Origin of the sequence: Desulfovibrio sp. DV, from assembly GCF_001936595.1 — a bacterium.
Taxonomy (GTDB): Bacteria; Desulfobacterota; Desulfovibrionia; order Desulfovibrionales; family Desulfovibrionaceae; genus Solidesulfovibrio.
The window spans coordinates 1-8348 of record NZ_MLBG01000157.1 but is presented as its reverse complement, the minus strand read 5'-3'; the positions used below and the strand labels follow the sequence as shown (position 1 = coordinate 8348).

Below are 8348 nucleotides of genomic sequence, written 5' to 3'. Positions count from 1 at the left end.
TGGCCTCGAAGCTGGCCGTGCTGCCGGTGGTGCGCGCCCGGCTCAAACAGGCCCAGCAGGCCCTGGGCCGCACCACCGACCTCCTGGCCGAGGGCCGGGACATGGGCACAGCCGTCTTTCCGGACGCCCCCTGCAAGTTCTTTCTCGATGCCTCGCCCGAAGTGCGGGCCAGACGGCGGGTGGACCAGCTGGCTGCGCTTGGCCGACCGGCAGACTACGCCACAATCCTGGCCGCCATCTGCCGCCGCGACGACCAGGACCGCAACCGGGCCGAAGCGCCGCTGACAGCCGCGCCGGACGCCCGGACCATCGACACCTCGACCCTGACCGAAGACGCCGTGGTGGCCGCCATCGTGGCCGCCGCCCGGGCCTGATCCGGCCCGGTCCACGCCGCCCCGGGGCAGCGCTGCGGACCGGGCGGCTGGCCAGCCGCCGGCATGTCCCGATGAAAGGAGCCTTCCGCCATGCTCGACCGCTTTAAAAAACGCTCCCGCCGGGCCAAAGGCCTCCCGGCCGAGGCCGCCTCGCCCTTTCCGGCCCGGCCGTCCTTTGCGCCCTATGTGGTGGTCCATACCCTCTCCGGCAACGGCGTGACCATCCGCCGCTACGACAGCCTGGAGGAGAACGATCCGGTCTTGCCCGAGGGCTGTGTGGCCTGGGTTCGGGTGGTCGGCGTCCACGACGCCGGGCTGGTGCAGACGATCGGCAAGCGCTTTGGCCTGCACGCCCTGCTCCTCGAAGACGTCCTCGACACCGGCCACCGGCCGGTCATCGAGGACTATGACGAACATATCTTCATCCTGCTGCGCCTGCTGGCCTATTCGGCCGAGGAACGGCGGGTGCTGGCCGAACAGGTGGGGCTGGCCGCCGGGGACGGCTTTGTCCTGACCTTTCAGGAGCGCGAGCACAACCTCTGGGACGATGTGGCCCTGCGCCTGGAAAAAGGCGGCAACAAAACGGCCCGGCGCAGCCAGCCCCATCTGACCCACGCGCTCATTTCGGCCATTTTGGACGACTACATCCTGACCCTTGGGCAGTTGGCCGAAGAGATCGAGGGCATCGAGCAGACGCTGCTTTCCGACGGCGGCAGCGAAGCCCTGACCGAGATCTACCGGCTCAAGCGCGAGGTGCTCTTCCTGCACCGCTCGTTGTGGCCGCTGCGGGAAGTGCTCGGACGTTTCGTCAAAGACGAGGCCATTGCCTCGGATCCGGCCACGGCCGTCCTTTGGAATGACATCCAGCAGGACGTCTACCAGGTGCTCGACGCGGTGGAGACCTTGCGCGAGATGCTCTCGGAAATGGTCGGCCTGTCCATGACCAAGGCCGAACTGCGCATGAACGCCGTGGGCCAGTACCTGACCCTGGTGGCCACCATCTTTTTGCCGCTCAATTTCCTGGTCGGCTTTTTCGGCATGAATTTCGACAATCTGCCGCTCAAAAGCGAGGAGTGGGGCATCTATGGCCTGCTCGGCTTCATGGGCCTGACCGTGGTCGGCATGGCGGCCTATTTCTACCGCAAGCACTGGCTGACGGGCCAGGGGGAGAGCCGCTAGGCCGGCAGCGCCCCCCCCTGGCCGGTCCTGGCCGGCCGCCCTGCCTGCGGGGCGCCGGCCGGCCGGGCAGAACGGGGTATGGCCGGCTCTTGCCGCAACATCGATGTTCTCCCGGCCCGGGCGCGTGGACTAAACGGTTCGGGCAAACCGCCCGCCCCGCTGCCTCCATTTGCCGCCCGCCCCGCAACATCCCGGAAAACAAAAATCGCTCTTGCGCTGTTGCCGGAAGCTGAAGAAACGGCAAAAAACAGTCACATTATCCATCATTACATCAAATTCACGAGTGCACCAACGGGAAAACATAGATACAGACATCACTTCAAAACACTCTCAATTGCGATGCACACGTCAAACACGGGCCTCCCTAAACATTTTCACATGCAATGCTATCGCTATTGATCGTTCTTCAAAACAATTTCAGCACCAATCATTGCAAAAACACGAAAACACCCGCACACGGACCCCGGACAACACTTGCCCTGTTTTGATGCTTATTGTATTGTTCACAACAGCACATCCCTCATCGCGCCCCACGACTCCCCCCGGACGCGTCCCCTCTGCACTACCGCTGTGACGCTGATCCGGATCTGGCCTCCGGAGGTGTTGTATGAAACGCCTTTGCCCCATCTGCCCGCTGTTCGTGCTCGCCCTGCTGCTGCCGCTGGCGGCCCGGGGAGCCACCATCACCACACCGTTTCTCAGCGACTGGCAACTCGTGATCACCATGGATGCCGACGGGGACGGCAGCCTCGTCTCCCCCCTTGGTTCCAGGCTCGAAAATGAGCAGCCCACCGTTTCATTCCAGGCCCAGGGCCATCAACGCCTGACCGTCACCGCCGTCTATACCGGCTCGGCCCAGGGCATCCCGTTTTTTGACGTCTGGAACTACACCGTCGCCCCAAATCTCGAATACACCGCCCAGGCAACCGTCAAAGAAGGGCAATTCCTGGCCGAACCCTGGTATGACGCAACCTACCCTGACGGGTTTTCCAGGACCTGGGGCTATACCGTCGCCCTGGAACTGCGCACCTCCGGTGGCGAGACCGTCCCCGGCACCGCCGTCCAGGGGGTGCTGAGCCTCAACATCAGGCAGTTTCGCCACGCCTGGATCGAATACGGACGCCTGTGCGTCAGCGACATCCAGACAACCATGGAGGCCACGACCAAACTGCCCGTCGATGCCGAGACCTACAGTCTCGAAGCCGCGTCCCCCCTGGAAATATCCCCGGAACAGGTTACCACCGCAGCCTATGTCTATGCCGGGTACGCTCCCTTCTCCCTGACCTGTCCCCTGTCCGCCTTCGATTCCGGCCCGGTGTCCGGCAAGGTCACGGCCGAGGGCGGCAGTGCGCCCCCGGTCTCCCGCACCCTGTCCGTGCCCTTCGCCACGGTGCTCACTTCGGACTGGGGAGTGGAGATCAAAAACCAGATCAGCGGGGAATGGACCGCCCTGTCCAACGGGACAAACCTCGTCAAGGGCGACTGGATCAGGATGCAGCCGGTGGTGGTCTACGGCACGGTCCGGCTGCCGTCGATGGCCGTGCAATTCGCCGACGGCCAAGTCCGGGAAGTGACCCTGGAACCGGGCTATGACCAGGCCCAGGCCGGGGAGGTCATCATCGAGGTGGGCCAGGGCGCGCTGCTCACGCACAATGTCTGCTGGACCATCAAGTTCACCAATTTCATCCAGGAACGGACGGAAAATCCCCGCGAATACGCCAAGGAATTCATCTGGGACAAGCTTGGCGACGCCATTTTCGACATGTGGGCCCCAGGCTCGAGCTGGCCCATCAAAAAGGTCGGCAGCGAAATCATCGAATACGGCCTGGAAAAGGTCTACGACGCCACCGGCGGCAACGACGCACCCAGGTCTGCCCGGCTCCGGCCCACCGCCGCCGACATTGCGGCCGAATCCCAGGCCATGCGCGCCAACGCCCGGGGGGCCACGCCGAGCGTGCGGCCCACGGCCGCTGCCGTGCTGACCATCAAAAGCGATGGCTCCATGACCGCCGAAAACCGCATCGGGACACGCCGGGCCGTCAACGCGGCCCAGCAGACCCGGCTGCTGCCGCCGCGCAGCCAGGTCAGCCACAAGGCATCGTTTGGCCCCGTGACCAACCTTCCCTACGCCTCGGACGTCCCGGTCGGCACCTTCGCCGTGACGCCGACAAGCAGCACCAACACCCGCACCCCGCTGTTCACGTTCACCTACAGCGGGTATGGCACGAAATACATCCCCGAGACCCTCGACGCCCGCATCAACGGCACCTTGATCCAGGGGTTCAACGCCCTTGGCGGGGCCTCGGCCACCTATCAGGTTCCCCGGACCGCTTGGCTCAATGCCGGGGCCAACAGCGTGGAGGCGGCCATCGTCGAGGCCACAAGCGGCCGGCAGTTCCTTGCCGCCACCCTCTACGCCTCGGGAGCGCCCCAGACACCCCAGCGGGTGCTTGGCCTCCCCGGCGCCAGCTCCATGCTCCTGTCCTGGGCTGCCAGCCAGGAGCACGGCCTGGAAGGATACCACATCTACAAGGGCGACACCGCCGACACGGTCACCACCCGGCTGACCGCAACCCCTGTGGCCGGCACGGCCTATGCCCTTTACGCCGCCACCGAACCGGGTCTGGCTGCCGGGGCCTATTTCGCCGTCAGCGCCGTGGTCGCCGGCACCGAAAGCGCCAAATCCACGGCCGTCCAAGGCTCTCTGGCCGGTCCGGCCGCAGCCGCTCCCGAGGCGGTGGCCGATCTGGCCGCCACCACGGCCTTTGACCGCATCAGCCTGAACTTCACGCCGCCGGCCGGAGCCATCGCCTTCCGCCTCGCCCGGCCCGGTCTGGACCCGCTGGTCTTTCGCAGCCCGCCCTTCGTGGACACGGCCGCCGCCCGGGGCACACCCTCTACCTACACGCTCACCCCCCTGGGCCTCGATCTGGCCCCGGGAACGCCCGTGGAAACAACCGCCACCATCGCCGCCAACGCCCCGCCGCCGGCCCCGACCGGGGCCACGGCCTATGCCGCCGACGCCGAAGGAAAAACCTGGAACCTGCGCTGGGACCCGGCCCGGACAGCCGGCATCGTCGGGGTCAATGTCTATGAATCCAGGGACGGCGGGGTCTGGGCCAAGGTGACGGACGCGCCTGTGGCCGGGACCACGCTCACCCGCACCCTGGCCGGCCCGGGCACCTATTCCTGGCGCTTCCTGGCGGTCAGCAGCACGGGGGTGGAAAGCACGGATGGACCGGTGCCGGGCGGGGGCTATGCGGCCAAGGCCGCTCTGGGCGCCGTGTCGGCGGGACCGGCAACCCTGCTGCTCCTGGGCGAATAAGGCGGGGCGGGGATCAGGGCTTGCCGGGACGCTGTGATGGCGGGAATTCCGTGAAATAGCGCTCCACGAATTCGTCGATGACCAGATCGGGCCTGACCGAGTCGATCGTCCCCCAGTCAAAGGTGCGCATTTCCCGCGGAGTGGACGGATAGGGCCACAGGTACACGGCCCGATTGAAGTTTTCCGAAAGAAACGGCATCAGTTCGTGGGCAAAGGAGTCGCGGAAAACCACTGCCGTCGGCAGGTTGGGGTCGCCGGTTTCCGTGACCACGGTGGGCTGGAACAACGCCTTCGGAGCCACGGCGTTTTCCACCTCTTTGGCCTGGCGTGGTGTGCGCGGCTCAAAGGTCACCCGGTCCTCGGGAAACATGTCGGCCAGGGCCAACATGCTCGACAGGCCGCCGGTCAGTCCCGGGGTGATGTGGATGTCGTAGTCGCCCCGAATGGTCGGCTCGAACTCCGGATACCACCGGGTCAGCCAGCGCATGATCTCGATGTAGCCGGCAAAAGCCCCGAACGTGGTCCAATGGGTGTCGGTGCGGTAATAGGCCAGGGCCCCTTTCTTGACCGTGAGCATGGTATCGCGCAAATCAAGGACATTGACCCCGGCCGCCTGCAGCGCGTCCACCAACTGATTGGTGCGGCTTATGGGACTGACCCGGTTGTACTGCGAGGGCAAAAATTCCGGATACACGGTGTGCTTGTTGGGAGCCACCACCATCAGATAATGAATACCCCGGGCGTCCAGGGCGTCCTGGCGCTTCCGGTAGACCTCCACCCATCGGGCCAGCTCCCGGGCCGAGAACAGGCGGCTGGACCGATAGTCCTCCACCACGTTGAGTTCGGTGTTTTCCTGGGCCAGAAACAGCCAGTTGCCCTTGCCCTTGATGACCGTCTGATAGTGCGATGAGGATTGCAGCACGAACAGGTCGAGCATGTTCTGCCAGCGCACCAACTGCTTGCGAAAGCCGTAGGTCTTTTCCAGGAAGCCGCGCTGCAGCACGTTGAAGGTGCGAAACACCTGGGACAGGGAGAAATCCGGCAAAGGCGTCGGATCGTTCTCCATGAGATCGACCGGCGGCGCAAAGTGAAACGTGTTTTCAACGCCCGGCAGGCAGATACAGACCAGAAATATGGCCACAGCCGCCATGTGGATGGCTTTGCGGCGAGAATTTGGAGACACGGTTTCGCTTTGTCCTAAAACTGAAAATAAATGAACGGGTTGTGGGTCCCGCTGGCCAGGGACATGGCGCAAAGCACAAACACTGCCGGCATGAACACCAGACTGACCAGGACTTCCACCCCGTCATCCACCGCCACCGGTCCGATCTGCCGTGTGGCCAGGACGCGCTCCCGCCATGCGAGCAGCCACGGCACGATGGGCGTTATGCCGACAAGGCCCAGGCACAGCACGATGACCACCTTGGGGTTGAGAAACAGCCCCATATGCCACACCACGCCGGACCCCTGGGCAAAACCGCCCAGGGCCTTGATAAAGGTCAGGGCCTGGGGCAGCGTCTCGGCCCGGAAAAACACCCAGGCCACCATCACCACCAGCATGGTGTAGGCATGGGCCACGATGGGCGAGCCCTTGGTCAGCCACTTGCCCAGGGGAAAGCGCTCAAGCACCGAGAAAAAGCCGTGGAAAAGGCCCCAGATGACGAAGTTCCAGCTGGCTCCGTGCCACAGGCCGCACAGGAAAAAGATGGTCACCAGATTGCGGTACATCCGGGCTTCGCCGCCCCGGTTGCCGCCAAGCGGGATATAGAGGTAGTCGCGAAACCAGGTGGACAGGGAAATATGCCAGCGCCGCCAGAACTCCTGGATGGAGCGCGAGATGTACGGGTAATTGAAGTTTTCCATGAACTTGAACCCGAACATGTGGCCAAGGCCGATGGCCATGTCCGAGTAGCCGGAGAAATCGAAATAAATCTGCAAAGTATAGCAGACGATGCCGAGCCAGGCCACCGGCGTGGTCAGATGCTCGGCCGGAATGGCGAAAATCTTGTCCGCCGGCAGGCCCACCACGTTGGCGATCAGCACCTTCTTGCCAAGGCCGATGATGAAGCGGTTGATGCCTTTGGAAAACCGCTCCAGGTCCACGAACCGGTGGGTGAGCTGGGACGCGATGTCCTTGTACCGGATGATGGGGCCGGCCACGAGCTGGGGAAACAGCGAAATATACAGGGCCGTGCACGGCAGCGACATCTGCGGCGGCGTCTGCCGGCGATAGATGTCCATCAGGTAGGATATGCAGTGGAAGGTGAAAAAGGAAATGCCGATAGGCAGATGCACCTGTCCAATGGTAATGGTCGGCAGACCGGCGGCATCAAGCACCAAATTGAGGTTGGCCACCAGGAAGTTCGTATATTTGAAGATGATGAGCAGCAGCAGGTTAAACGCAATGGCCACACCCATCTGCATCTTGGCGTTATTGCGCTCGTGGGATTTATATACCCATATGCCGAACAGATAGTTGGCGACGATAGACAGGAGCATGACGACGACATACTCGCCCTCGCCCCAGGTATAGAAAAAAAGGCTGGCCGCCAGCAGTATCCAGTTGCGCAGATGCACAAACCGCACGCTGAGGAAATAAGCCGCCAACACGACGGGCAGAAAATAGAAAAGGAATGATGCGGAGCTAAATACCATAGGTGCTTGTGGGGGTAGGGGTTGGCTGGCGCAAACGGTGCCGTGCGCCAGTGAGGACGGCCATAAACGGCGCGCCAGCCCGGGCTTGTCTCGCGGGTGATCGGTCTTACCCAAGGACTCCGGCTTTGACAACACCCTGCCGCACCCTTGGCAGACTACCGCTTTCCCGATACGGTCGGCCATGCGCAGCGAATCGTCCCCCCCCGAAATGGCCCGACTGCACCACCTTCTTGCGGCCCTCGGCCCCCAGCGCATCTGGCGTCCCGTCCCCGCCCCGGACGGCAGCCTGCTGGCCCCGGGGGACGGTTCGGACACCTCCGAACTCGAACGCTATATCGGCGACCTCGATGTGGCCGGAAAATCCGTGGCCGACCTCGGCTGCAACCTCGGCTATTTCACCTTCATGGCCCGCCGCCTCGGGGCCAGCCGGGTCCTTGGCCTGGACATCGACCCCGAGATCATCCACATCGCCAATGAACTCGCCGCCCTGCACCAGACCACCAACGTCGCCTTTCTGGCCGTCGACTTTCTGCGGCAGCCGCCCAAGGCCCCTTGCGACATGGCCATGCTGATCGACTTCATCGGCCGCCAGATCATCAGCAAGGGCCGGGTCGGACTCGTGGCCCAAGCGGCCAAGAACTGGGGACGCCGCGAACTGTTTTTCACCCTGCGCCCGATCTACCGCCTCGACGACCTCCCGGCCAGTCCCCAAGCCCTCGACGCCCACTACCCCGGATTCGTCCACGACAACGCCTTCCATCTGGCCGACGCCCTGGCCCAGGCCCTCGGGACCCGACTGGCTCCAGGCGCTACCT

Annotated in this window: 6 protein-coding genes; 4 read left to right on the top strand and 2 right to left on the bottom strand. The window is 63.9% G+C overall.

What is annotated here, in order from left to right; translation table 11 throughout:
- The 3 genes from DVDV_RS20895 to DVDV_RS20885 form a co-directional block, all read left to right on the top strand.
- On the top strand, positions 1–374 hold a 374-nt coding region (locus DVDV_RS20895; protein ID WP_175577146.1), incomplete at its 5' end, for a d(CMP) kinase.
- Between the two features lie 90 nt (positions 375–464).
- The gene (gene corA / locus DVDV_RS20890) at positions 465–1553 is read left to right on the top strand and encodes a magnesium/cobalt transporter CorA (protein ID WP_075356509.1); all 1089 of its coding nucleotides are present in this window, start codon (positions 465–467) and stop codon (positions 1551–1553) included.
- Between the two features lie 607 nt (positions 1554–2160).
- Positions 2161–4878 carry a hypothetical protein gene (locus DVDV_RS20885; RefSeq protein ID WP_075356508.1) on the top strand — a complete coding sequence of 906 codons (2718 nt, stop codon included), beginning with the start codon at positions 2161–2163 and terminating at the stop codon, positions 4876–4878.
- A 13-nt stretch (positions 4879–4891) separates the two neighbouring features.
- Here DVDV_RS20885 and DVDV_RS20880 read toward each other — a convergent pair whose 3' ends face one another.
- Both DVDV_RS20880 and DVDV_RS20875 read right to left on the bottom strand, forming a co-directional pair.
- Positions 4892–6061, bottom strand: a complete 1170-nt coding sequence (locus tag DVDV_RS20880) for a hypothetical protein (RefSeq protein WP_254845479.1) — start codon at positions 6059–6061, stop codon at positions 4892–4894.
- A gap of 14 nt (positions 6062–6075) precedes the next feature.
- Positions 6076–7533 carry an MBOAT family protein gene (locus tag DVDV_RS20875; RefSeq protein ID WP_075356506.1) on the bottom strand — a complete coding sequence of 486 codons (1458 nt, stop codon included), beginning with the start codon at positions 7531–7533 and terminating at the stop codon, positions 6076–6078.
- 181 nt (positions 7534–7714) lie between these two features.
- Between DVDV_RS20875 and DVDV_RS20870 the strand changes: the two genes are divergently transcribed.
- Positions 7715–8348, top strand: a 634-nt coding sequence (locus DVDV_RS20870; RefSeq protein WP_075356505.1) for a methyltransferase domain-containing protein, incomplete at its 3' end; no start/stop codon positions are given.